The sequence below is a fragment of the Pseudomonas sp. GW821-FHT10B02 genome (genome assembly GCF_059415665.1).
The window spans coordinates 112,612-137,555 of record NZ_JBWKNR010000013.1; the positions used below are offsets into that span (position 1 = coordinate 112,612).

Consider the following 24,944-nt stretch of genomic DNA (forward strand, 5'->3'; position numbering starts at 1 on the left):
GCCGGCAGGGGGCTGTCACACAACTGTATTGTCGACTATTCTGCAATCTGTCCCAGTACACTTTGCAACTGTTCCGGTATTCTGACTCAATCTTCGAGTCGTACAAAAATAACTACATTGCCTGCGTGTCGAGAACCGATCATGACCAACCTGCTGCTCTATCAGCGTATCGCCCAGCAACTGGCCGAAGATATCCGCCGTGGTGTCTATCAACCGGGTGAGCGGGTGCCGTCGGTGCGCAAGATGAGCTCGCAGCTCAACGTCAGTCATGCCACGGTGTTGCAGGCCTATGCCAACCTGGAAGACCAGGGGTTGATCCGGGCTCGTCCGCAGTCTGGCTATTATGTGCACCAGACCCCGGCATTGACTGCGCAGACCCCGGATATCGCCCGGGTCGAGCGCCCCGGTCTGGTCACCCGCAGCAGCATCATCCAGCAAGTGCTGACCGAGGCCCGGCGCGACGGCGTGTTCCCGTTCGGCGCGGCGGTGCCCCATGTCGACTACCTGCCGGTGCGGGCGCTGCATCAACAGTTGGCCAAGGTCACCCGTTTCCATAGCCCGCGGGCGTTCAGCTATATGTTCAGCCCGGGCTTTGAACCGTTGCGCCGGCAGATCGCCATCCGCATGCGTGATGCCGGCGTGGTGGTTGACCCCAGCGAGGTGGTGGTCACCCATGGCTGTGTCGATGCGTTGCAGATGTCGCTGCGGGTGTTGACCAAACCGGGTGATCTGATCGCTGCCGAGTCACCGACATATTATGGTTTGCTGCAACTGGCCGATCTGTTGGGGCTGAAGGTCATCGAGATTCCCAGTGATCCGTCTACCGGTATCAGTCTGGAAGCGCTGCAGCTTGCGGCCAACCAGTGGTCGATCAAGGCGTTGGTATTGACCGCGCGGCTGAGCAATCCGCTCGGTGGCACTATTCCGGAAGATCGGCAGAAGCAATTGCTGCGTCTGGCTTCGGACTTCGATATCCAGATTGTCGAAGACGATATTTATGGCGAACTGATGTTCGAGCAGGGCAAGACCAAAGCGCTCAAGGCGTTTGATCGCCTGGGGCGTGTGATCTACTGCTCGAGCTTTTCCAAGACCTTGTCGCCCGGGGTGCGTATCGGCTGGATGATTGCCGGTAAATACCAGGCGGAAATCCAGCGCTTGCAGACCTTCACCACGCACTCGGCCTGCAGTGTGACGCAGATGGGGGTGGCCTCATATCTTGAGAACGGCGGCTACGACCGGCACTTGCGGTACATCCGCCAGGAGTACCGGAAGAACCTCAGCGCTTATCAACTGGCGGTGCAGCAGCATTTTCCTGAAGGCACGCAGATGACCCGGCCGACCGGCGGTTTCATTCTCTGGGTGAGCCTGCCTGGGCGGGTCAATACCCAGGAGTTGCACGTGCGGGCGCTGCAGCAGGGAATCAGTATCGCGCCGGGACTGATCTTCAGTAATACCGAGCAGTTCAACCACTGTATCCGCCTGAACTGCGGGATTCCCTGGAACCGCGAAGCGGAGCGCGCCTTGATGACCCTGGGGCTGTTGGCCAGTCAGCTGTGCCAGGAGTCGGGGGCGGCAAACTTTTTCTAGCTGTTATGCCATAAACTTGCCAGCCCTCTCGGGAACGAGGAGCATATAGCTCTTTGCGGATGATTTTCGGTGTCTATGAAAGCCTTGTCTCGGGTTGGCCTGTTCCTGTCATTGCTGGGTCTTCTGGCAGGTACCGGGAATGCTGTGGCCCAGACGCCAGTTGCCGCGACACCAGGCAAGCCGGCCAGCACTTCGACAAAAGCCAAGCCGAACGTCCAGCAAAAGCAGGCCAAGCCGGTGCCGGTGAGTAAAAAGCCGGCGGCCAAACCGGTCCGGCATAAAGCGGCAAAATCAGCCAAGGCTGCCCCGGCACCCTTGCCGAGAGCCAAAGTGGATCTGCGTTTGCCGGCCGAAATGGTCAAGGACCTCAAGCCGGCGACCCAGGATCCGGTGTCTACGCCCAAGCCTCTGCTGCCTTACCTGTTTGGCGAGAAGCCTCCTGCCGACAGCCCGTTTCAGCTCAACGGTCGCCTGCTGAGCAACGAAATGCAGCTGCAGCTGCGTAATGATGCGCGCCAGCAGGATATCGAAGGCGCGGCGATCGAGTTCGAGTTCAAGCAGTAGTTGTTGCACTGACCGGTCAGTCATGGCGGGTCAGGTGAGTTTTCATGTTTCCAGCAATTTCAAACGACCGTTTAAGCGGTTACTATTCCGATTCATTGATCATTTGCTGTACCGAGGATTCTGTTGTCATGAACTGCCGTGAAGGATGTGGCGCTTGCTGCATCGCGCCCTCCATCAGCTCACCGATTCCCGGTATGCCCAAGGGCAAGCCGGCGGGTGAGCGCTGCTTGCATCTGTCGCTCGCTAATCTGTGCGGGTTGTTCGGCAAGCCCGAACGCCCCGCGGTGTGTGGCGGCTTCAGGGCTGATGTGGAAGTGTGCGGCAGCGATCGCGATGAGGCGATCAGGATCCTCGGATGGCTGGAGCAAATGACGGCGGCTTGAAACGTGGATCTTCGACAATAAGGAACAACAGAATGGGATCGTTTAAGCAAGTGGCACTGATCATGGGTCTTAGCGCAGCGCTGCTGCCGCTGGCCCAGGCCGAGGACTGGAAGCAGGCCAAGAACGAAGACGGGATCAAGGTCGATCTGACTGAGGTTGCCGGTTCCGACTACAAGGCCTATCGCGGCGTAACGCTGATCAAGGCGCCGCTGGCAAAAGTCAGGGCCCTGCAGGAAGACGTCGTGGGTGCTTGCGCCTGGATTCATGAGTGCAAGTCGCAAAAGCTGCTCAAGACCGAGGGCAATCAGAGCTGGACCTACACCCAGTTCAATACGCCATGGCCGGTCACCCCGCGCGACTCCATTCTGCACGTCACCACCACTGAGGAAGCGGATGGCAGCTTGACCCGCAAGCTTGAAGGTGTGCCGAAGTATCTACCTGAAGAAAAAGGCTTTGTGCGCGTGGCCAAGGTTCAGGGTTTCTGGAAGCTGCAGCCCAAGGACGGTGGTACCGAGGTGACTTACCAGGTGCACACCGAGCCAGGTGGCAGCGTGCCGTCGATGGTGGCGAACAAGTTTGTCGTGGATGCGCCGTTCAACACCTTGAAAGCATTGAAGGCGAAGGCTGAGAAGCCTTGATTCGATCAGTACAGATCGCCAGCATTACGAAGTCCGCGCAACTGTAGGGTCGCTTTGCGGCCCATCTCCGGTAAGGCCGACTCCTACAAGGATTGCGCCAATAAAAAAGGCTGCCCGAGGGCAGCCTTTTTTCGTGTTCAGCGCAGGGCTTACTTGCGGTCTTCCAGCTTGGTGATGTCGCGCGACTCGTAGCCGGTGTACAGCTGGCGTGGACGGCCAATCTTGTACGGGCTGGAGAGCATTTCTTTCCAGTGCGAGATCCAGCCGACGGTACGCGCCAGGGCGAAGATCACGGTGAACATGCTGGTCGGAATGCCGATCGCCTTGAGGATGATCCCCGAGTAGAAGTCGACGTTCGGGTACAGCGAGCGCTCGATGAAGTACGGATCGGTCAGGGCGATCTCTTCCAGACGCATGGCCAGTTCCAGCTGCGGATCGTTCTTGATGCCCAGCTCGCGCAGGACTTCGTCGCAGGTCTGCTTCATCACGGTGGCGCGTGGGTCACGGTTCTTGTAGACGCGGTGACCGAAGCCCATCAACTTGAACGGATCGTTCTTGTCTTTGGCCTTGGCGATGAATTTGTCGATGTTCGAGACATCGCCGATTTCATCGAGCATGGTCAGTACAGCTTCGTTGGCGCCGCCGTGAGCCGGGCCCCAGAGTGCAGCGATACCGGCAGCGATACAGGCGAACGGGTTGGCGCCCGACGAACCGGCCAGGCGGACGGTGGAAGTCGATGCGTTCTGTTCGTGGTCGGCGTGGAGGATGAAGATCCGGTCCATTGCCTTGGCCAGTACCGGGCTGATCGGTTTGATCTCGCACGGGGTGTTGAACATCATGTGCAGGAAGTTTTCCGCGTACGACAGGTCGTTGCGCGGGTACATCATGGGTTGACCCATGGAGTACTTGTACACCATCGCCGCCAGGGTCGGCATCTTGGCGACCAGGCGAACCGCGGAGATTTCGCGGTGCTGCGGGTTATTGATGTCCAGCGAGTCGTGGTAGAACGCCGACAGGGCGCCGACCACACCGCACATGACGGCCATCGGGTGGGCGTCGCGGCGGAAGCCGTTGAAGAAGGACTTCAACTGCTCGTGCACCATGGTGTGATTCTTCACGGTGCTGACGAACTGGGCCTTCTGCTCGGCATTCGGCAGTTCGCCGTTGAGCAGCAGGTAGCAGGTCTCGAGGTAATCGGATTTTTCAGCGAGCTGTTCGATCGGATAGCCGCGATGCAGCAGGATACCCTTGTCGCCGTCGATATAAGTGATCTTCGACTCGCAGGATGCGGTCGCCATGAAACCAGGGTCGAAAGTGAAGTGACCCGTGGCCCCCAACCCTCTAACGTCGATAACATCGGGACCAACGGTGCCGGTTAAAATGGGCAGCTCGACGGGGGCTGCGCCCTCGATGACCAACTGCGCTTTTTTGTCAGCCATGTGGCCTCCTATTAATGCTTGAAATCATCAGACAGACCCCCCACGCAGGGCCCGCACCACTATAGTGAGATAAATTCGAATGTCAATTTGCCTAAAGCACGGTTGTAAAGGGCTTTGGGCACGGTTTTTCCTCGAAATTGCCGCCCGTTTACGCCTTTTATCCGCTAAAGGCAATGCGCTATTTGGGCTAGGGCCTTGCGTTGTCATTAGTAGCCTAACTGTCTATAATCGGCCCCCGACCGCCAGGGGCTTGCAAGCCCGTGTTGCTGGGGTCGTCACTCCCTGGGTGGTGGGTACCTGACCAGTACACTTACCAACAACTTTGCCCTGCTTGCTAGGGGCTCTTCAGTGTGAAAAAAGCCGTGAAAAGCCAACGACCTGTAAACCTAGACCTAAGGACCATCAAACTCCCCATTACCGGCGTTACGTCATTTCTTCACCGTGTATCCGGCATCATCCTCTTCCTGGGCCTTGGCATCATGCTTTATGCATTGGGCAAATCCCTGGGTTCGGAGGAAGGTTTCGCCGAGGTGAAGGCATGCTTGACCAGTCCGCTGGCCAAGTTCGTGGCATGGGGCCTCCTGTCCGCCTTGCTGTATCACTTGGTAGCCGGTGTGCGCCACTTGATCATGGACATGGGCATCGGTGAAACGCTGGAAGGCGGCCGACTGGGCTCGAAAATTATCATCGCCGTTTCCGTGGTGGTGATTGTGCTGGCAGGAGTTTGGATATGGTAACCAACGTCACGAACCTCTCGCGTTCGGGCCTCTATGACTGGATGGCGCAGCGCGTTTCTGCGGTCGTTCTCGCGGCTTATTTCATTTTCCTGATCGGATACCTGGTCGCGCACCCGGGCATCGAGTTTGCCCAGTGGCACGCTCTGTTCTCCAATAACGCGATGCGTATTTTCAGTCTGCTGGCACTGGTTGCCCTGGGCGCTCACGCCTGGGTCGGCATGTGGACCATTGCTACCGACTACCTGACGCCGATGGCGCTGGGCAAGTCGGCGACTGCCGTACGTTTCCTGTTCCAGGCGGTATGTGGTGTCGCGATGTTCGCGTACTTCGTCTGGGGTGTGCAGATTCTCTGGGGTATCTGATTCATGGCTAACATTCCTACGATTACATTCGACGCCATCATTATTGGTGGTGGTGGCGCCGGCATGCGCGCTGCGCTGCAGCTGGCTCAGGGTGGTCACAAGACTGCCGTGATCACCAAGGTCTTCCCGACCCGTTCGCACACCGTATCGGCCCAGGGTGGCATCACCTGCGCCATCGCTTCGGCCGACCCGAACGATGACTGGCGCTGGCACATGTACGATACCGTCAAAGGCTCCGACTACATCGGTGACCAGGACGCTATCGAATACATGTGTCAGGAAGGCCCGGCTGCGGTCTTCGAGCTGGATCACATGGGTCTGCCGTTCTCGCGTACCGAAACCGGCCGTATCTATCAGCGTCCGTTCGGTGGCCAGTCCAAGGACTACGGTAAAGGTGGCCAGGCCGCCCGTACCTGCGCAGCTTCCGACCGTACCGGTCACGCGCTGCTGCACACCCTGTACCAGGGCAACCTGAAAGCAGGCACCACCTTCCTGAACGAGTACTACGCCGTTGACCTGGTGAAAAACCAGGAAGGCGCGTTCGTCGGTGTGATCGCAATCTGCATCGAAACCGGCGAAACCCTGTACATCAAAGCCAAGGCCACCGTATTGGCCACTGGCGGTGCAGGCCGTATCTACTCCTCCACCACCAACGCCCTGATCAACACCGGTGACGGTATCGGCATGGCGCTGCGTGCAGGCGTTCCGGTCCAGGACATCGAGATGTGGCAGTTCCACCCGACCGGCATCGCCGGCGCCGGTGTACTGGTTACCGAAGGTTGCCGTGGTGAAGGTGGTTACCTGATCAACAAGCACGGCGAGCGTTTCATGGAACGTTACGCGCCTAACGCCAAAGACCTTGCCGGTCGTGACGTTGTGGCCCGTTCCATGGTTAAAGAGATCATCGCCGGTAACGGCTGTGGTCCTAACGGCGACCACGTGATGCTCAAGCTCGACCACCTGGGTGAAGAAGTTCTGCACAGCCGCCTGCCAGGTATCTGTGAGCTGTCCAAGACCTTCGCTCACGTTGATCCGGTTGTTGCTCCGGTTCCTGTTGTTCCAACCTGCCACTACATGATGGGCGGCGTTGCCACCAACATTCATGGTCAGGCAATGACTCAGGACGCCGATGGCGTTGACCAGATCATCCCGGGTCTGTTCGCGGTAGGTGAAGTGGCGTGCGTATCGGTTCACGGTGCCAACCGTCTGGGCGGCAACTCGCTGCTCGACCTGGTTGTCTTCGGCCGTGCTGCTGGCCTGCACCTGGAAAAAGCGCTGTCCGACGGTATCGAATACCTCGACGCCAGCGACACCGATATCGATGTTGCCCTGAGCCGTCTGAACAAGCTCAACGAGCGCAACAGCGGTGAAGACGTGGCTACCCTGCGTCGCGAGCTGCAAAGCTGCATGCAGAACTACTTCGGTGTATTCCGTACTGGCGAATACATGCAGAAGGGTATCGAGCAACTGGCGCAACTGCGTGAGCGTATCGCCAACGTCAAGATCAACGACAAGTCCCAGGCCTTCAACACCGCGCGTATCGAAGCGCTGGAGCTGCAGAACCTGCTGGAAGTCGCTGAAGCCACTGCAATCGCTGCAGAAGTACGTAAAGAGTCCCGCGGCGCCCACGCCCGTGAAGACTTCGAAGATCGTGACGACGAAAACTGGCTGTGCCACACCCTGTACTTCCCGGGCGAAAAGCGCGTTGCCAAGCGCGCCGTCAACTTCGCGCCGAAAACCGTACCGGCGTTCGAGCCAAAAGTCCGGACTTACTAAGGGGTGGTCGCTATGTTGCAAGTCGAAGTCTATCGTTACAACCCCGATACCGACTCTGCGCCGAAGATGCAGACGTTCCAGGTCGATACCGGTGGCAAAGACCTGATGGTGCTGGATGTGTTGGCACTGATCAAAGAACAGGATGAAGGTTTCTCGTATCGTCGTTCTTGCCGCGAAGGTGTTTGCGGCTCCGACGGCATGAACATCAACGGCAAGAACGGCCTGGCTTGCATCACGCCGCTGTCGGCAGTGGTCAAGCGTAACAAGCTGATCATCCGTCCGCTGCCTGGATTGCCGGTCATTCGTGACCTGGTCGTTGATATGAGCATCTTCTACAAGCAGTACGAGAAGGTGAAGCCATTCCTGCAGAACGACACGCCGGCTCCGGCCATCGAGCGTCTGCAGTCGCCGGAAGAGCGTGAGAAGCTGGACGGTCTGTACGAGTGCATCCTGTGCGCTTGCTGCTCGACCTCCTGCCCATCGTTCTGGTGGAACCCTGACAAGTTCCTCGGTCCAGCTGCACTGCTGCAGGCCTATCGTTTCCTGGCCGACAGCCGTGACACCAAGACCCAGGAGCGTCTGGCTTCGCTGGACGACCCGTTCAGCGTATTCCGCTGCCGCGGGATCATGAACTGCGTAAACGTTTGCCCTAAAGGTCTGAACCCGACCAAGGCAATCGGCCACGTACGTAACATGTTGCTGCAGAGCGGTGTTTGATTTTTAAAGTGTTGTACCCGTAGCACGCCGAGGTGCGGGCCCTTGCCCGCACCAAGGTGAAACCCGAGCGAGGGCTCAAAAAGCCCGAGCTTTTACCTATGAAGATATGAGACCAGCAGGGGCTTCCGGGCTGGTACCCGGAAAATCTGTGGGATCCTTGGTGGCTTGGTTCGGTCGCTGCATTGGGACTTTTCCAGGCTTGCTATGGCTCTCGCCGATCCGTCCCCTAACCGAGGGTGACCAAGCATGCAAGAAAGCGTGATGCAGCGCATGTGGGAAAGCGCCCACCTTTCAGGTGGTAACGCTGCATATGTGGAAGAGCTCTACGAGCTCTACCTGCACGACCCTAACGCTGTGCCAGAAGAGTGGCGCACTTACTTCCAGAAGTTGCCCGCCGAAGGCAGCACCGCTACCGATGTATCGCACTCTACAATCCGCGACCATTTCGTACTGCTGGCAAAGAACCAGCGCCGCGCCCAACCGGTTTCCGCCGGGAGCGTGAGCAGTGAACACGAGAAGAAGCAGGTTGAAGTTCTGCGACTGATCCAGGCCTACCGTATGCGCGGCCACCAAGCCGCCAAGCTCGACCCCCTGGGGTTGTGGCAGCGCCCTGCGCCAGTAGACCTGTCGATCAATCACTACGGCTTGACCAATGCCGATCTTGATACGACCTTCCGTGCCGGCGACCTGTTCATCGGCAAAGAGGAAGCGAGCCTACGCGAAATTTTCGACGCTTTGCAGCAGACATATTGCCGCACCATTGGCGCCGAATTTACCCACATCGTCGATTCTGAGCAGCGCAGCTGGTTCCAGCAGCGTCTGGAGAGCGTTCGTGGCCGCCCGGCTTTCTCTGCGGATGTCCAGAGCCACCTGCTCGAGCGCGTAACCGCAGCAGAAGGTCTGGAAAAGTACCTGGGTACCAAATACCCGGGCACCAAGCGTTTCGGCCTGGAAGGCGGCGAAAGCCTGATTCCGATGCTGGACGAGCTGATCCAGCGCTCCGGTTCCTACGGTACCAAGGAAGTTGTCATCGGCATGGCCCACCGTGGCCGTCTGAACGTACTGGTCAACACCTTTGGCAAGAACCCGCGCGAGCTGTTCGACGAGTTCGAAGGCAAGAAGAAGGTCGAGCTGGGTTCCGGTGACGTTAAATACCACCAGGGCTTCTCGTCCAACGTGATGACCGCCGGCGGTGAAGTTCACCTGGCCATGGCGTTCAACCCTTCGCACCTGGAGATCGTCTCGCCAGTGGTTGAAGGTTCGGTACGTGCCCGTCAGGACCGTCGCAACGACACCGTTGGCGACAAGGTACTGCCGATTTCCATCCACGGTGACGCTGCATTCGCAGGTCAGGGCGTGGTCATGGAAACCTTCCAGATGTCGCAGACCCGCGGTTTCAAGACCGGCGGTACCGTGCACATCGTGATCAACAACCAGGTTGGTTTCACCATCAGCAACCCGCTGGACTCGCGTTCCACCGAGTACGCTACAGACGTCGCCAAAATGATTCAGGCGCCGATCCTGCACGTCAACGGTGATGACCCAGAGGCGGTGCTGTTCGTGACCCAGCTGGCCGTTGACTACCGCATGCAGTTCAAGCGTGACGTGGTCATCGACCTGGTCTGCTACCGTCGTCGCGGCCACAACGAGGCCGACGAGCCGAACGGCACCCAGCCGCTGATGTACCAGCAGATCGCCAAGCAGCGCACCACCCGCGAGCTGTACGCTGACGCCCTGACCAAGTCGGGCAGCCTTGATGCTGCACGCGTCCAGGCCAAGGTCGACGAGTACCGCAACGCGCTGGACAACGGCCTGCATGTTGTAAAAAGCCTGGTCAAAGAGCCGAACAAAGAGCTGTTCGTCGACTGGCGTCCGTATCTGGGCCACGCCTGGACCGCGCGTCACGACACCCGCTTCGATCTGAAGACCCTGCAGGAGCTGTCGGCCAAGTTGCTGGAGCTGCCGGAAGGCTTCGTGGTTCAGCGTCAGGTTTCGAAGATCTACGAAGATCGCCAGAAGATGCAGGCCGGTGGCTTGCCGATCAACTGGGGCTACGCCGAAACCATGGCTTACGCCACCCTGGCATTCGAAGGTCACCCGATTCGCATGACGGGTCAGGATATCGGTCGCGGCACCTTCTCTCACCGCCATGCGGTGTTGCACAACCAGAAGGACGCCAGCACCTACATTCCGCTGCAGAACCTCTACAAAGGCCAGCCACGTTTCGACCTGTTCGATTCGTTCCTGTCCGAAGAAGCGGTCCTGGCCTTCGAATACGGCTACTCCACCACCACGCCAAACGCGCTGGTGATCTGGGAAGCCCAGTTCGGCGACTTCGCCAACGGTGCCCAGGTAGTTGTCGACCAGTTCATCACCAGCGGCGAGCACAAGTGGGGCCGTCTGTGCGGTCTGACCATGCTGCTGCCACACGGTTATGAAGGGCAGGGGCCTGAGCACTCTTCGGCACGTCTGGAGCGTTACCTGCAGCTGTGCGCCGAGCACAACGTCCAGGTTTGCGTACCGACCACGCCGGCTCAGATCTACCACCTGCTGCGTCGCCAGGTCATCCGTCCGCTGCGCAAGCCGCTGATCGTGTTGACGCCAAAGTCGCTGCTGCGCCACAAGCTGGCCATCTCGACCCTGGAAGATCTGGCCGAAGGCTCGTTCCAGACTGTGATCCCGGAAATCGATACCCTCGATCCGAAAAAGGTCACCCGCCTGGTCCTGTGCTCGGGCAAGGTCTACTACGATCTGCTGGAAAAACGCCGTGCCGAAGGCCGCGAAGACATCGCCATCGTGCGTATCGAGCAGCTGTATCCATTCCCTGAGGACGATCTGGTCGAGATCCTCGCGCCGTACACCAATCTCAAGGATGTGGTGTGGTGCCAGGAAGAGCCGATGAACCAGGGCGCCTGGTACAGCAGCCAGCACCACATGCGTCGTATCCTGACCCGCCACAATAAAGAGCTGGTCCTGGAATACGCCGGTCGTGATGCTTCGGCAGCACCTGCTTGTGGTTACGCATCGATGCACGCCGAGCAGCAGGAAAAACTGCTGCAAGATGCCTTCACTGTTTAATGCCATCGCGCACTAGAAACCGAATTTAAGGAACCACTGATAATGGCTATCGAGATCAAAGCCCCTACTTTCCCGGAATCGGTTGCCGATGGCACCGTTGCCACCTGGCACAAGCAACCGGGCGAAGCGGTCAAGCGTGACGAACTGATCGTCGACATCGAGACTGACAAGGTTGTCCTGGAAGTACTGGCTACCGCTGACGGCGTACTGGGCGCTATCGTCAAGGGCGAGGGCGAAACCGTCCTCTCCGACGAAGTCCTGGGCTCGATCGAAGAAGGTGGCGTTGCTGCCGCTGCACCTGCCGCTGCCGCCGCTCCGGCTGCCGCTGCTGCACCAGCCGCGGCTGCCGGCGACGAAGACGCCATCGGCGCTCCGGCTGCTCGCAAGCTGGCCGAAGAGAACGGCATCGCGCTGAACAGCATCAAGGGCACCGGCAAAGACGGTCGCATCACCAAGGAAGACGTTGTAGCTGCCATCGAAGCGAAGAAATCCGCTCCGGCTGCCGCTCCAGCTGCCAAGCCTGCCGCTGCCGCCGCCGCACCGATCGTTGCTACTGGCGATCGCACCGAGAAGCGTGTACCGATGACTCGCGTACGTGCCACCGTTGCCAAGCGTCTGGTCGAAGCACAGTCGAACATGGCCATGCTGACCACCTTCAACGAAGTCGACATGACCGAAGTCATGGCCCTGCGTTCGAAGTACAAGGACCTGTTCGAGAAGACCCACAACGGCGTTCGCCTGGGCTTCATGTCGTTCTTCGTCAAGGCCGCCACCGAAGCGCTGAAACGCTTCCCGGCTGTCAACGCCTCGATCGACGGTTCCGACATCGTCTACCACGGCTACGCGGACATCGGCGTTGCCGTTTCCAGCGACCGTGGCCTGGTGGTACCGGTTCTGCGTAACGCCGAGCTGATGAGCCTGGCTGAAATCGAGAACGGCATCGCTACCTTCGGCAAGAAGGCACGTGACGGCAAGCTGTCGATCGACGAAATGACCGGTGGTACCTTCACCATCACCAACGGTGGTACCTTCGGTTCGATGATGTCGACCCCGATCGTCAACCCGCCACAGGCTGCTATCCTGGGCATGCACAACATCATCCAGCGTCCAATGGCCGTCAACGGTCAGGTCGTTATCCGTCCGATGATGTACCTGGCACTGTCCTACGATCACCGCCTGATCGACGGTAAAGAAGCCGTGACCTTCCTGGTGACCATCAAGAACCTGCTGGAAGACCCGGCTCGTCTGCTGCTGGACATCTAAAAAAACAGCTGCAAGCCGCAAGCGCCATGCTTCCTCTGGAAGCCGGTCGTCTTGCTGCTTGCAGCTTGTGGCTTGAAGCTAAAAGGAATCTTTTATGACCCAGAAATTCGACGTGGTAGTGATTGGCGCAGGTCCTGGCGGCTACGTAGCTGCAATCAAGGCCGCGCAACTCGGTCTGAGCACTGCCTGTATCGAGAAGTACACTGACGGCGAAGGCAAACTGGCCCTCGGCGGTACCTGCCTGAACGTGGGTTGCATTCCGTCCAAGGCGCTGCTGGACAGCTCCTGGAAGTACAAGGAAGCCAAAGAGAGCTTCAACGTCCACGGTATCTCCACCGGCGAAGTCAAAATGGACGTCGCCGCGATGGTTGGCCGCAAGGCTGGCATCGTCAAGAACCTGACCGGCGGCGTTGCCACCCTGTTCAAGGCCAACGGCGTTACTTCGATCCAGGGCCACGGCAAACTGCTGGCTGGCAAGAAAGTCGAAGTCACCAAGGCTGACGGCACCACCGAAATCATCGAAGCCGAAAACGTGATCCTGGCTTCCGGTTCGCGTCCGATCGACATTCCACCGGCTCCGGTCGACCAGAACGTCATCGTCGACTCCACTGGCGCCCTGGAATTCCAAGCTGTACCTAAGCGCCTGGGCGTTATCGGTGCTGGTGTTATCGGTCTGGAACTGGGTTCGGTCTGGGCTCGCCTGGGCGCAGAAGTTACCGTTCTGGAAGCCCTCGACACCTTCCTGATGGCTGCTGACACCGCCGTCTCCAAGGAAGCCCTGAAGACCCTGACCAAACAAGGTCTGGACATCAAGCTGGGCGCTCGCGTGACCGGCTCCAAGGTCAACGGCGCTGAAGTCGAAGTAACCTATACCGATGCCAACGGCGAACAGAAAATCACCTTCGACAAGCTGATCGTTGCGGTCGGCCGTCGTCCAGTGACCACTGATCTGCTGGCTGCCGACAGCGGCGTGACCATCGACGAGCGTGGTTTCATCTTCGTCGACGATCATTGCGCGACCAGCGTACCGGGCGTATACGCCATCGGTGACGTGGTTCGTGGCATGATGCTGGCGCACAAAGCCTCGGAAGAGGGCATCATGGTTGTCGAGCGCATCAAGGGCCACAAAGCCCAGATGAACTACGACCTGATCCCGTCGGTTATCTACACTCACCCGGAAATCGCGTGGGTCGGTAAAACCGAACAAACCTTGAAGGCTGAAGGCGTTGAGGTTAACGTGGGCACCTTCCCGTTCGCGGCCAGCGGCCGTGCGATGGCTGCCAACGACACCGGTGGTTTCGTCAAGGTCATCGCCGATGCCAAGACCGACCGCGTTCTGGGTGTACACGTGATTGGCCCATCGGCTGCAGAACTTGTGCAGCAGGGTGCAATCGCAATGGAATTCGGCACCAGCGCCGAAGACCTGGGCATGATGGTTTTCTCCCATCCGACCCTGTCCGAAGCGCTGCATGAAGCCGCGCTGGCTGTGAATGGCGGTGCCATTCACGTAGCCAACCGTAAGAAGCGTTAAACAATAAGAAACCACGGCGGGTGGCCCGTCGTGAGTCTTGCGTGCATGACTCACCGCGGAAAGTCCGCCGGACTCGAACTCCCGGAGCATACCGGGGGCAAGTGGTCACAGGTGGCGCGGCACTCTTAAAGAGGCAGCGCCGAAGCGCAGTACCTAACGAAGACGGTAAAAAGCATGAATCTTCACGAGTATCAGGGTAAGCAGCTGTTCGCTGAATACGGCCTGCCAGTTTCCAAGGGTTTCGCAGTCGACACCCCTGAAGCTGCCGCAGAAGCCTGCGAAAAGATCGGTGGCACCGAGTGGGTTGTCAAAGCCCAGGTTCACGCCGGTGGTCGCGGTAAAGCGGGCGGCGTCAAGCTGGTTCGCAGCAAAGAAGACGCCAAGGCGTTCGCTGCGCAGTGGTTGGGCAAGCGTCTGGTGACTTACCAGACTGATGCCAACGGTCAGCCAGTGACCAAGATCCTGGTCGAATCCTGCACTGACATCGCCAAAGAGCTGTACCTGGGCGCTGTAGTCGACCGTTCGAGCCGTCGTATCGTGTTCATGGCCTCCACCGAAGGTGGCGTGGACATCGAGAAAGTCGCTCACGACACTCCTGAGAAGATCATCAAGGCTACTATCGATCCTCTGGTTGGCGCTCAGCCATTCCAAGGTCGTGAACTGGCGTTCCAGCTGGGTCTGGAAGGCAAGCAAGTTGCACAGTTCGCCAAGATTTTCGTCGGCCTGGCCAAGCTGTTCAAAGAACACGACCTGGCCCTGCTGGAAGTAAACCCGCTGGTCATCAAGGCCGACGGCGACCTGCACTGCCTCGATGCGAAAATCAACATCGACGCTAACGCCATGTACCGTCAGCCTAAGCTGAAAACCTTCCACGACCCGTCGCAAGACGACCCTCGTGAAGCCCACGCTGCCAGCTTCGAGCTGAACTACGTGGCGCTGGAAGGCAACATCGGCTGCATGGTCAACGGTGCTGGCCTGGCCATGGGCACCATGGACATCGTCAACCTGCACGGCGGCAAGCCAGCCAACTTCCTCGACGTAGGTGGTGGTGCTACCAAAGAGCGCGTTACCGAAGCCTTCAAGATCATTCTGTCCGACAGCAATGTCGCGGCCGTTCTGGTCAACATCTTCGGCGGCATCGTTCGTTGCGACATGATTGCCGAAGGCATCATCGGTGCAGTGAAAGAAGTCGGCGTGAAAGTGCCGGTTGTTGTTCGCCTGGAAGGTAACAACGCTGAACTGGGTGCTAAAGTACTGGCAGAAAGCGGTTTGAACATCATTGCGGCAACCAGCCTGACCGACGCTGCTCAACAAGTTGTCAAAGCTGCGGAGGGCAAGTAATGAGCGTCCTGATCAATAAAGACACCAAAGTCATCTGCCAGGGCTTCACCGGCTCGCAAGGTACTTTCCACTCCGAACAAGCCATCGCCTACGGCACCAAGATGGTTGGCGGCGTGACTCCGGGCAAAGGCGGCACCACTCACCTGGGCCTGCCAGTGTTCAACACCGTTAAGGAAGCCGTTGCGGCTACCGGTGCTGACGCTTCGGTCATCTACGTTCCGGCTCCTTTCTGCAAAGACTCGATTCTGGAAGCGGCTTTCGGCGGCATCAAGCTGATCGTCTGCATCACCGAAGGCATTCCTACCCTGGACATGCTGGATGCCAAGGTCAAGTGCGACGAGCTGGGTGTTACCCTGATCGGCCCTAACTGCCCAGGCGTCATCACTCCGGGCGAGTGCAAGATCGGCATCATGCCAGGTCACATCCACTTGCCAGGCAAGGTCGGTATCGTTTCGCGTTCCGGCACCCTGACCTACGAAGCGGTCAAGCAGACCACTGACGCCGGTTTCGGTCAGTCCACCTGCGTTGGTATCGGTGGTGACCCGATCCCAGGCTCGAACTTCATCGACATCCTGAAGCTGTTCCAGGAAGACCCGAAGACCGAAGCGATCGTCATGATCGGTGAGATCGGCGGTTCGGCTGAAGAAGAAGCGGCTGCCTACATCAAGGCCAACGTGACCAAGCCTGTGGTTTCCTACATCGCTGGTGTTACCGCTCCTGCGGGCAAGCGTATGGGCCACGCCGGCGCAATCATCTCCGGCGGCAAAGGCACTGCAGACGAGAAATTCGCTGCACTGCAAGACGCTGGTGTGAAAACCGTGCGTTCGCTGGCAGACATCGGCAAGGCCCTGGCCGAGCTGACTGGCTGGGAAGTGAAGAAGTAAGCTGCGGCTGAACCTTCGCTTTAAGCTACAAAGGCCACCTTCGGGTGGCCTTTGTCGTTTCCGGAGCAGCATTTCCAGATTTGATCAAGCACGCCGCGGGGCGATCATCCACTCAGCAGTCAGCTCAGTGAATATCGAGGCGGGTCATGCAGGAATTACTTCGTTATGGGGTCGATCCAGAGGTTTTGCTCAAGCGGGTTAAGCATCTGGATATGGGCGCCCTGGTCGCGCGCGAGTGGGGCAAGTTCAAATGCCGGGTGCTCGAAAAGGATGAAGTAGAGCGCAGGGCGTTGCTGTGCAGCACGATTGCCCACTTCAGTGAACGCTTGAGTCTGACGGTCATGGATGAGGGTGTGAGCCTGGACATAGCCCGGGTCGCGGAGGTGTCGGAGCATCTGTACTCCGCTTCCGGTTACAGCATCTGGTTTGCGCCTGCAGGCTTCGACTACGGGATACAGCTTTTTCAGCGGGATGGCGAGCGCCTGGGCAATCCGCAACAAGTATCTATTACTGCGCAGTCCCCCTTGCTGGTGGAAGGGGAGGCCAGTGTCGTCGATGTCTGCCCCTGCGCGACATCAGGACATCTGGTGTTCAGTCTGAACCTACCGGTGCCGCTCAGTGATATTCATGTCTATGATCGCGCAACATTGGCGCGGATCGCCTGGTTCCCGGCGGATGCCCAGGTACCTCGATTTCTGCTACTGCTCGAGGCGCTGGAAAAGATCCAGGACTGCAACCTGGAGCGGGTGGCCGCCGACCTGATCTATCACCATCACCCGGCAGTACGCTGGCAAGCCTTTCTGGCACTGATGCGCTGTACCCCCGAAAAACAGGATCACTACTGCGAACTGCTGGAGTCGTTGCAAGACCCGGGTTTGCGGGCGCTGTTGTCGAGCTACCTTGCGGGGCAAACGTCATGAGGCTCGAACAGTTCATCCAGCGACTCGAACGCTACGACCTGCGGCATGAGCAGGCACGAATTGGCGCAGACCTGCAGGCGCTGGCACAGAATCGCAGCCTGTTGGGTGATGCCATGTATGCGCACATACAGGCGCACGGGTTCTCCAGGGGTGAGCAGGTCTACAACGCCTACAGTTTCGCACTGTTTTACTCGCCGCATTTGTCGTTGCGCATGACCCTCTGGATGCCCGTTGATGCCCGAGCGGAGCAACAGACGTTCATTTACGGGCTACCTCATACGCACGACTTTGAACTCTATGCGGTTGGCTATCACGGTAGCGGCTATCGAACCGTGAAGTACCCAGTATTGAATACCGCGCAAGTGGGAGTGGGTACGAAGCCGGTCCTGGGGGCGCCTGAAGTGATCCAGTTGAGTAGGGGCGAACTCTTGCATATGCGTGCCTTTGAGGACATGCACTACCAGATTCCTCCCGATGAATTCTCGGTTTCATTGGCATTGATGATCGCAGCACCCCCTCATGAGCGCTCAGGACGTCGCGAGTGGTGTTTCGATGAAAACATGGAACCCATCTACTCAGGCCTCGGTACGCAGGAAGAGCATATCTACCAGCGGATTGAGGCGCTGTGGCAAAGGCATCAGTAAAGATGCAAATCAACCTTAAAAGGAAGTTGACCATGAACAAACCTATTTGGGCCGAGTCCCGCCTTTATCATGCCGGCAGTGAAGCAACGCCCCAGACCGGAACTGCTCTCCCGTTGCGGTGTGGTTCAAGCGGTGGCGGGTACTTTGGCCCCCGTTACAATTTTGGGAATATCCATGAGATCAAGAGCTTCTGGCAGGCAATCAAGCCGGGTACCAGCGCTCCCTGAGTCATGATCGCCGATCTATGCTGCGCTGTTTAGGCAGCTGAGTCTGCCCCTTGGAGAAAGCCGGCTTTTTCAAGGGGCAGACTGGATACACACAAAACCTGTCGTTCAGACGACACAAGCTGTCGTCAGGCAGACAGCCTGTCAGTGCAACCGTGCGCGAAGGGTGCAACTTGGTTACACTGTGCGCACTTTCGTGTCGGTGCCCCAAAAGGGCACGGGCATGCTTTAAAGGGCTTGTCTCATCCGGACGGGCTACATATTTCCCTCACCCAAGGGGAAATCCCTCTCTAAATCCCGATTTCAGAAGTGTGGTATTTCCTTAATGAAAGTGTTGAAAGGCCAGGACATCCTGGCGCTTGGTTTTATGACGTTCGCGTTGTTCGTCGGTGCGGGCAATATCATCTTCCCTCCGATCGTCGGTCTGCAGTCCGGTCCGCATGTGTGGATGGCAGCCTTGGGCTTTCTGATCACCGCTGTTGGCCTGCCGGTCATCACGGTTATCGCCCTGGCCAAAGTTGGCGGTGGCATGGACGCGCTGAGCAGCCCTATCGGTAAGATTGCCGGTGGCTTGCTTGCGGCTGTCTGCTACCTGTCGGTCGGCCCGCTGTTCGCCACCCCGCGTACCGCTACAGTGTCGTTTGAGGTGGGCCTGGCGCCGCTGACCGGCGAAAGCCCGACAGCGCTGTTCATCTACAGTCTGGTGTACTTCCTGGTAGTGCTGGCCGTGTCCATGTATCCGGGCAAGTTGCTTGATACCGTAGGCCGCTTCCTGGCGCCGCTGAAGATCATCGCCCTGGCCGCTCTGGGCATTGCCGCATTCATGCTGCCGGCCGGTACCAGCGGTGACGCACTGCCAGCCTATGAGGCATCGGCGTTCTCCCAGGGCTTTATCAATGGTTACCTGACCATGGATACTCTCGGCGCGCTGGTGTTCGGTATCGTTATCGTCAATGCCATTCGTTCCCGTGGCGTCGAGTCGCCGAGGCTGATTACCCGCTACGCCATCATCGCCGGCCTGATCGCCGGTGTCGGCCTGGCGCTGGTGTACATCAGTCTGTTCCGCCTCGGCGCGAGCAGCCATGAAATTGCAGCCGGTGCTACCAACGGTGCGGCGGTTCTGCATGCTTATGTGCAGCATACCTTTGGCTCCCTGGGCAGCGGTTTCCTTGCCGTGCTGATCGCGCTGGCCTGTCTGGTTACCGCCGTGGGCCTGACCTGCGCCTGTGCCGAGTACTTCAGCCAGGTATTGCCATTGTCCTACCGCGCCCTGGTGGTGATCCTGTGCGGCTTCTCGCTGCTGATCTCGAACCTGGGCCTGACCAAGCTGATCATGTTCTCGATTCCGGTCCTGACCGCTATCTATCCGCCATGCATCGTGGTGGTGGGTCTGAGCTTCTGCAAAGAGCTGTGGAACTCCCAGGTACGCATCCTGGCTCCAGTGATGCTGGTATCGCTGCTGTTCGGCATGGTTGATGCGCTCAAGGGCACCACCCTGGCGCACCTGCTGCCAGATGCCCTGGCCCACCTGCCACTGAGCGATCAGGGCCTGGCCTGGCTGGTGCCTTCGGTGGCGACCCTGGCGGTAGCGGTAGTCTGTGACCGTATGCTGGGCAAGCCGCGCGAAGCGCTTGCCTGAGAGAATAAGCCGCATGCCTGACGTCGGCCACAAGCCATAGCGCGTCAGGTACGGCAGATTCCGAGCCCCGTATCCACAAGGATGCGGGGCTTTTTTGTTTTTTGCTCGAGGACGTGTCTTTTTCTGCGACTAAGCGTCGAAAGCCGGTCAATGCGCGTTACTGTGCACGAAACTTTACCGGGACCTTGCATGAGCTTTATTCAAAGTAATCTCAATCATCTGCTGGCGGCTTGCTGGTTCGTGGTCTGCTGGGGCGGCTATACCCGCTATGCCACCTGGAAGGGCCGTGATACCGCGTGCCTGGCCAGCGTGCTGCACCTGTACCGCGAAGACTGGATGCGCCGCATGCTGATGCGTGACAACCGTATCGCCGATGCCAGCGTGATTGCCAACCTGGAGCGTAACGCTTCGTTCTTCGCCTCCAGTACGCTGATCATCCTCGCCGGTATCCTCACCGTACTCGGTGCTTCGGATCGCGCTGTATCACTACTGGCGGACCTGCCGCTGGTCCAGCAGGCGACCCAGGGCATGTCGGAAATCAAACTGCTGTGCCTGGCCACGGTGTTTGTCTATGCCTTTTTCACTTTCAGCTGGTGCATGCGTCAATACAACTTCGCCGCGGTGCTGGTGGGCTCGGCGCCGATGATCGGTGAACGGCATGTCACCGAGATGGAGCGCAAGGCATTCGCCCAGCGTGCCGCCCGGGTCATTTCCATGGCGGCCAACCAGTTCAACTTCGGCTTGCGTTCTTATTATTTCGGCATGGCCATGCTCAGTTGGTTTATCAGTCCCTGGTTGTTCATGCTAATGAGTGCCGGGGTTGTGCTGGTACTGTACCGGCGCGAGTTTCACTCCGATGTGCTGGATGTAATGGTATATACCCCGACCGAAGCGCCGATGGTGGATGCGAGTAAAGAAACTGCTGTTAACTGAATCGTTAAAGCTAAATCGGCCAGGTATAAAAAAACCCGACAATTGTCGGGTTTTTTTCGTTCCAGGGTGCTTGCTTACTTGGCAGGCTCGGCTGGAGCAGCGGGTGCAGCTTCTTTAGCAGCTTCTTCAGCGGCTTTCTGTTGCGCTTCAGCACTGTCTTTGGCGGCTTCAGCGTTTTCTTTTGCGGCCTCGTTCACTTTATCCTGAGCTTCGTCCATCTTCTGCTGGGCGTTCTCGGTGTGTTGCGCAGCATCTTGAGCCTTGTCTTCGCTGGCTTTATCGCAAGCAGCGAGACCCAGAGCGGCGGCCAGCATTACGGCAAAAGCAAAAGGTTTACGCATGGGGTGTTTCTCCTTGGGGAAATAAGTTACTTGTTCCTTTGAGCTCAAGTAACGGACAGAAGTTCCACACACATTACAGATATATAAGTACTGGATCTATATAGACTTTTTTCTAGGCTTGTGCATTGTCTTGATAACCACAAGGGCCTTAATGATATGAGTGAGACTGCATTGATGGCCATGGCTGAGCGATTCCTCGGTGCCTTGCGTCATTGCCAGGTATTACAGATGCGAGTGCAGCACGCCGATGCCCAAGGCATGACCCTGTTGCTGCCGTATTCGACGAAGATCGTCGGTAACCCGCAGACCGGCGCCATTCACGGAGGCGCCTTGACCACCCTGATGGACACCACCTGCGGCATGGCCACGCTCTGTGCGCTGTCTGAGTTCGAAGTCTGTCCGACCCTCGACCTGCGCATCGACTACATGCACCCGGCCAAAGCCGGGCTGGACATCTACGGCTACGCCCACTGCTACCGGGTAACCCGCGATGTGATCTTTACCCGCGGCATGGCCTATCAGGACGATCCCGAGCAGCCGATTGCCCAGGTGGTCGGCACCTTCATGCGCTTGGGCAAAGGTGTGAAGGGCGGGCTGAACTTCGGCAACGCGCTGAAGGGGAGTGCGCAATGATTCCTCCTCAGGTGCATCAGCAATTGCGTGAGGCTCACGCACAAGGAAACTACCAGCCGTTATTGCAGCTGATCCCGTATGCGGGATTGATCGGTATCCAGTGCAGCCGTCAGGGCGACGATCTGCTGTTCTGTTTGCCAGCCAACAAGGACAACATCGGCAATCCGTTGCTGCCCGCTATCCATGGTGGTGTGATCGCCGGTTTCATGGAGCTGTCGGCGGCCCTGTACCTGCTGATTTTCACCGAGAGCGCGACGATTCCGAAAATCATCGATTTTTCCATCGATTACCTGCGCGCCGGACATTTTCGCGACACCTACGCCCGCTGCCAGCTCTGGCGCCAGGGGCGACGGGTGACCAACGTTGCGATCACCGCCTGGCAGGGCAACCAGGATGAGCCGATTGCCACCGCACGGGCGCATTTCAAGATCGAAGAAATCAATGCGCCCTTGAAATAGCTTCTCGCGCCCCCATCTGTTGCTCATCCCGCCGTGAAAGCAGGCCCGGGCCGCCGTGCCCGCCTGCCGAGCGACAACTGCCATCAGATTGGAGTGTTGAAGACCATGAGTGTGGAAACTCAAAAAGAAACCCTGGGCTTCCAGACCGAGGTGAAGCAACTGCTGCACCTCATGATCCATTCCCTGTATTCGAACAAGGAAATCTTCCTTCGCGAACTGATTTCCAACGCCTCCGACGCGGTCGACAAGCTGCGTTTCGAAGCCCTGGCCAAGCCTGAGCTGCTCGAAGGCGGCGCCGAGCTGAAGATTCGCGTCAGCTTCGACAAAGACGCCAACACCGTCACCCTCGAAGACAACGGCATCGGCATGAGCCGTGAGGACGTGATTACTCACCTGGGCACCATCGCCAAGTCCGGCACTGCCGACTTCATGAAGCACCTTACCGGTGACCAGAAGAAGGACTCGCACCTGATCGGTCAGTTCGGCGTGGGCTTCTACTCGGCCTTCATCGTCGCCGACAAGGTCGATGTGTTCAGCCGTCGTGCCGGCGCACCGGCCGCTGAAGGCGTGCACTGGTCCTCCAAGGGCGAAGGCGAATTCGACGTTGCCACCATCGACAAGGCCGAGCGCGGCACCCGTATCGTCCTGCACCTGAAAAAAGGTGAAGAAGAGTTCGCCGACGGCTGGCGTCTGCGCAACATCATCAAGAAATACTCCGACCACATCGCCCTGCCGATCGAGCTGCCAAAACAGGTCGAAGCCGCTGAAGGCGAAGAGAAACCGGCCGTAGAGTGGGAAACCGTCAACCGTGCCAGTGCCCTGTGGACCCGTCCGCGTACCGAGATCAAGGACGAGGAATACCAGGAGTTCTACAAGCACATCGGTCACGACTTCGAGAACCCGCTGGCCTGGAGCCACAACAAGGTCGAAGGCAAGCTTGAGTACAACTCGCTGCTGTACGTGCCTGCGCGTGCGCCGTTTGACCTGTACCAGCGTGAAGCACCGCGCGGCCTGAAGCTCTATGTTCAGCGCGTGTTCGTCATGGATCAGGCCGAGTCGTTCCTGCCGCTGTACCTGCGCTTCATCAAGGGCGTGGTCGATTCCAACGACCTGTCGCTGAACGTTTCGCGGGAAATCCTGCAGAAAGACCCGATCATCGACTCGATGAAATCGGCGCTGACCAAGCGTGTGCTGGACATGCTCGAGAAGCTGGCCAAGAACGAGCCTGAGCAGTACAAGGGCTTCTGGAAAAACTTCGGTCAGGTGATGAAAGAAGGTCCGGCCGAAGACTTCGCCAACAAAGAGAAGATTGCCGGCCTGCTGCGTTTTGCTTCCACCAGCGACGACAGCGGCGAGCAGAGCGTATCCCTGGCCGACTACCTGGCCCGTGCCAAGGAAGGTCAGGACAAGATCTATTTCCTCACCGGCGAATCCTACGCGCAGGTCAAGAACAGCCCGCACCTGGAAGTCTTCCGCAAGAAAGGCATCGAAGTGCTGCTGCTGACCGATCGTATCGACGAGTGGCTGATGAGCTACCTGAGCGAATTCGACGGCAAGAACTTCGTCGACGTCGCCCGTGGCGATCTGGACCTGGGCAAGCTGGACTCCGAAGAGGACAAAAAAGCCCAGGAAGAAGTCGCCAAGGAGAAGGAAGGCCTGGTTGAGCGTCTGAAAGCCGCCCTGGGCGAAAACGTCAGCGAAGTGCGGGTATCGCACCGCCTGACCGACTCGCCAGCGATCCTGGCCATTGGTGAACAGGACCTCGGCCTGCAGATGCGCCAGATCCTCGAAGCCAGCGGGCAGAAGGTGCCGGACTCCAAGCCGATCTTCGAATTCAACCCGGGTCACCCGCTGATCGAGAAGCTGGACAACGAGCAGAGCGAAGACCGTTTCGCTGACTTCTCGCACATCCTCTTCGACCAGGCCGCACTGGCGGCAGGTGACAGCTTGAAGGACCCGGCGGCGTACGTTCGTCGCCTGAACAAGCTGCTGGTCGAATTGTCGGCTTAAGTAGACTCAGGAAAGCCCGCTTCGGCGGGCTTTTTTCATGGTGCAAGGAGGAGTGCATGAGCAAGGTTACCGTCGAATCGCTGGTCTATCATGTTGCCGGCAAAGCCTATGAGAGTCGTTTGTTCTATACCCAGGGTGCCAAGGAGCAGCCCGGTTTGCTGATGGCGCCAAACTGGATGGGGGTTGGCGAAGGGGCTGAACGGATCGCCCGGGATGTTGCCGCCCAGGGGTATGTGGTGCTGCTCGCCGATATCTACGGGCAGACCCTGCGACCGTCGAACATGGATGAAGCCGGTGCGGCGATGATGCCGCTGAAGAATGACCGGGTTGAGCTGCGTAAACGCATGAAAGCGGCGCTGGATCAGTTGCTGGGGCAATCGAAGGCGGTGCTGGAGCCAGGCAAGCTGGGCACCTTCGGCTTCTGCTTTGGCGGATGCTGTGCATTGGAGCTGGCGCGTGAAGATGCACGCCTGCTGGCGGCAGTGTCTTTCCATGGCACGCTCGACACCCCGTTGCCGGCGCAGGAGGGCAAGGTCAAGGCATCGATGCTGGTATTGCACGGTGCGGCTGACCCGTTTGTGCCCAAGGAGCAATTGCCGGCCTTCGAGGGCGAGATGGACGCGGCCAAGGTCGATTGGCAATTGATCAGCTACGGTGGCGCGGTGCACTCGTTCACCGATACGGCAGCGAACATGCCGGGCAAGATGAAGTACGACGCCAAAACCTCCAAGCGCGCGTTCCGGGCGATGTTCAACTTGCTGGATGAGGTGTTCCAGCGCTGAGGGTCGCACGCTGCCAAATCGCCGGCAACGCCGGCTCCCACAAGGGCAATGCATAACCTG

Annotated in this window: 23 protein-coding genes; 21 read left to right on the forward strand and 2 right to left on the reverse strand. The window is 58.6% G+C overall.

What is annotated here, in order from left to right; all coding sequences use genetic code 11:
* Positions 1-141 precede the first annotated feature (141 nt).
* The 4 genes from AC07OF_RS19685 to AC07OF_RS19700 all read left to right on the forward strand — a co-directional run bounded on the left by AC07OF_RS19685 (position 142) and on the right by AC07OF_RS19700 (position 3,172).
* A complete protein-coding gene (locus AC07OF_RS19685; protein ID WP_038613128.1) occupies positions 142-1,587 on the forward strand; it encodes an aminotransferase-like domain-containing protein in 1,446 nt (481 codons plus the stop codon).
* Between the two features lie 75 nt (positions 1,588-1,662).
* Positions 1,663-2,151: a translation initiation factor 2 gene (locus tag AC07OF_RS19690; RefSeq protein ID WP_232478200.1), complete on the forward strand. Its 489-nt coding sequence runs from the start codon at positions 1,663-1,665 to the stop codon at positions 2,149-2,151.
* Positions 2,152-2,279: 128 nt separating this feature from the next.
* A complete protein-coding gene (locus AC07OF_RS19695) occupies positions 2,280-2,534 on the forward strand; it encodes a YkgJ family cysteine cluster protein (protein WP_157194781.1) in 255 nt (84 codons plus the stop codon).
* 32 nt (positions 2,535-2,566) lie between these two features.
* Complete coding sequence (locus AC07OF_RS19700; RefSeq protein WP_157193388.1) at positions 2,567-3,172, forward strand: START domain-containing protein; 606 nt, start codon at positions 2,567-2,569, stop codon at positions 3,170-3,172.
* Positions 3,173-3,321: 149 nt separating this feature from the next.
* On the opposite strand, the gene gltA is transcribed toward AC07OF_RS19700, so the two are convergent.
* Complete coding sequence (gene gltA, locus AC07OF_RS19705) at positions 3,322-4,611, reverse strand: citrate synthase (protein WP_038613122.1); 1,290 nt, start codon at positions 4,609-4,611, stop codon at positions 3,322-3,324.
* A 350-nt stretch (positions 4,612-4,961) separates the two neighbouring features.
* Between gltA and sdhC the strand changes: the two genes are divergently transcribed.
* The 13 genes from sdhC to AC07OF_RS19770 all read left to right on the forward strand — a co-directional run bounded on the left by sdhC (position 4,962) and on the right by AC07OF_RS19770 (position 20,660).
* Entirely contained in the window at positions 4,962-5,348 is a 387-nt protein-coding gene (sdhC, locus tag AC07OF_RS19710) for a succinate dehydrogenase, cytochrome b556 subunit (RefSeq protein ID WP_174446946.1), read from the forward strand.
* Positions 5,342-5,710, forward strand: coding sequence for a succinate dehydrogenase, hydrophobic membrane anchor protein (gene sdhD, locus AC07OF_RS19715; protein ID WP_028945358.1), 369 nt, complete (start codon positions 5,342-5,344; stop codon positions 5,708-5,710). Before sdhC ends, sdhD begins: the two co-directional genes overlap by 7 nt.
* 3 nt (positions 5,711-5,713) lie before the next feature.
* On the forward strand, positions 5,714-7,486 hold the full coding sequence (gene sdhA / locus AC07OF_RS19720; protein WP_157193387.1) for a succinate dehydrogenase flavoprotein subunit: 1,773 nt from the start codon (positions 5,714-5,716) through the stop codon (positions 7,484-7,486).
* A gap of 12 nt (positions 7,487-7,498) precedes the next feature.
* Entirely contained in the window at positions 7,499-8,203 is a 705-nt protein-coding gene (locus AC07OF_RS19725) for a succinate dehydrogenase iron-sulfur subunit (protein WP_038613118.1), read from the forward strand.
* A gap of 246 nt (positions 8,204-8,449) precedes the next feature.
* On the forward strand, positions 8,450-11,281 hold the full coding sequence (locus AC07OF_RS19730; RefSeq protein WP_038613116.1) for a 2-oxoglutarate dehydrogenase E1 component: 2,832 nt from the start codon (positions 8,450-8,452) through the stop codon (positions 11,279-11,281).
* 42 nt (positions 11,282-11,323) lie between these two features.
* Entirely contained in the window at positions 11,324-12,544 is a 1,221-nt protein-coding gene (gene odhB, locus AC07OF_RS19735) for a 2-oxoglutarate dehydrogenase complex dihydrolipoyllysine-residue succinyltransferase (protein WP_157193386.1), read from the forward strand.
* Between the two features lie 94 nt (positions 12,545-12,638).
* Entirely contained in the window at positions 12,639-14,075 is a 1,437-nt protein-coding gene (lpdA, locus tag AC07OF_RS19740; RefSeq protein WP_107025469.1) for a dihydrolipoyl dehydrogenase, read from the forward strand.
* 174 nt (positions 14,076-14,249) lie between these two features.
* Positions 14,250-15,416, forward strand: a complete 1,167-nt coding sequence (sucC, locus tag AC07OF_RS19745) for an ADP-forming succinate--CoA ligase subunit beta (protein ID WP_038613110.1) — start codon at positions 14,250-14,252, stop codon at positions 15,414-15,416.
* Entirely contained in the window at positions 15,416-16,300 is an 885-nt protein-coding gene (sucD, locus tag AC07OF_RS19750) for a succinate--CoA ligase subunit alpha (protein WP_038613108.1), read from the forward strand. The genes sucC and sucD overlap by 1 nt, the downstream gene beginning before the upstream one ends.
* A 146-nt stretch (positions 16,301-16,446) precedes the next feature.
* The gene (locus AC07OF_RS19755; protein WP_157193385.1) at positions 16,447-17,220 is read left to right on the forward strand and encodes a hypothetical protein; all 774 of its coding nucleotides are present in this window, start codon (positions 16,447-16,449) and stop codon (positions 17,218-17,220) included.
* Positions 17,217-17,864 carry a transposase gene (locus AC07OF_RS19760; protein WP_157193384.1) on the forward strand — a complete coding sequence of 216 codons (648 nt, stop codon included), beginning with the start codon at positions 17,217-17,219 and terminating at the stop codon, positions 17,862-17,864. The genes AC07OF_RS19755 and AC07OF_RS19760 overlap by 4 nt, the downstream gene beginning before the upstream one ends.
* A gap of 549 nt (positions 17,865-18,413) precedes the next feature.
* Positions 18,414-19,727 carry a branched-chain amino acid transport system II carrier protein gene (brnQ, locus tag AC07OF_RS19765; RefSeq protein ID WP_157193383.1) on the forward strand — a complete coding sequence of 438 codons (1,314 nt, stop codon included), beginning with the start codon at positions 18,414-18,416 and terminating at the stop codon, positions 19,725-19,727.
* A 189-nt stretch (positions 19,728-19,916) separates the two neighbouring features.
* A complete protein-coding gene (locus AC07OF_RS19770; RefSeq protein ID WP_157193382.1) occupies positions 19,917-20,660 on the forward strand; it encodes a DUF599 domain-containing protein in 744 nt (247 codons plus the stop codon).
* A 74-nt stretch (positions 20,661-20,734) separates the two neighbouring features.
* On the opposite strand, the gene AC07OF_RS19775 is transcribed toward AC07OF_RS19770, so the two are convergent.
* Positions 20,735-21,001 (reverse strand): hypothetical protein, encoded by a 267-nt coding sequence (locus AC07OF_RS19775; RefSeq protein ID WP_157193381.1) that lies wholly within the window; start codon positions 20,999-21,001, stop codon positions 20,735-20,737.
* Between the two features lie 156 nt (positions 21,002-21,157).
* Here AC07OF_RS19775 and AC07OF_RS19780 point away from each other — a divergent pair, with 156 nt between their 5' ends.
* The 4 genes from AC07OF_RS19780 to AC07OF_RS19795 all read left to right on the forward strand — a co-directional run bounded on the left by AC07OF_RS19780 (position 21,158) and on the right by AC07OF_RS19795 (position 24,884).
* Entirely contained in the window at positions 21,158-21,634 is a 477-nt protein-coding gene (locus AC07OF_RS19780; protein WP_157193380.1) for a PaaI family thioesterase, read from the forward strand.
* Positions 21,631-22,092 (forward strand): PaaI family thioesterase, encoded by a 462-nt coding sequence (locus tag AC07OF_RS19785; protein ID WP_157193379.1) that lies wholly within the window; start codon positions 21,631-21,633, stop codon positions 22,090-22,092. Before AC07OF_RS19780 ends, AC07OF_RS19785 begins: the two co-directional genes overlap by 4 nt.
* A gap of 105 nt (positions 22,093-22,197) precedes the next feature.
* Positions 22,198-24,102, forward strand: a complete 1,905-nt coding sequence (gene htpG / locus AC07OF_RS19790) for a molecular chaperone HtpG (protein WP_157193378.1) — start codon at positions 22,198-22,200, stop codon at positions 24,100-24,102.
* A gap of 56 nt (positions 24,103-24,158) precedes the next feature.
* Entirely contained in the window at positions 24,159-24,884 is a 726-nt protein-coding gene (locus AC07OF_RS19795) for a dienelactone hydrolase family protein (protein WP_157193377.1), read from the forward strand.
* The last annotated feature ends 60 nt before the right edge of the window (positions 24,885-24,944 follow it).